Below are 488 nucleotides of genomic sequence, written 5' to 3'. Positions count from 1 at the left end.
GGATAGCCGTTGCTCTTCACATCCACAGAAGTGCAAAGTGGAATACTTGTGAAGAGGAAGGTTACAATGTATCTGTTTGCAACTTGAGCTCGAAAAATAACTTGCCGACGTTTCGACTGATAGCTCCACTTTTGTTTGTTTAGCTCTTTATACCTGAATGACGACTATAGTCATCATGACTATAAACACTACTGAGGATACACGTCATTGGAGGTCAAAGGTCGGTAAGGATTGCTCCTCCCTCCCTGCCTCCTCATCACAGCGATCCAGCAGCCAGGGACTTCCAGTCCTCCATCTCGGTTGAAGCGCTCCTCATCACAGTTGCTCGTGTCTGCTGTTTCCTGCATAGGTGGGATGAGGAACAGGAGAAGGAGAAGGAACCACTGGTGGTGATACCTTATGTGGTTGGGATGAGTGAGGACATTAGGCGTGTTTGCAGGAAGTTTAACATCAGAGTAGTCTTTAAGTCCGGGCGGACCCTCCGCGCG

The 488-nt window shown here is 48.6% G+C and carries 1 protein-coding gene; it reads right to left on the bottom strand.

Translation table 11 applies throughout. The features are described from left to right. Positions 1-188 precede the first annotated feature (188 nt). Positions 189-488 (bottom strand): hypothetical protein (locus tag FVP33_RS19840; protein WP_222706805.1); only part of this gene is annotated, 300 nt, incomplete at its 5' end.

The organism is Lacisediminihabitans profunda (assembly GCF_008040105.1).
GTDB classification, from domain to species: domain Bacteria; phylum Actinomycetota; class Actinomycetes; order Actinomycetales; family Microbacteriaceae; genus Lacisediminihabitans; species Lacisediminihabitans profunda.
This window is presented reverse-complemented; position numbering and strand designations above follow the sequence as displayed.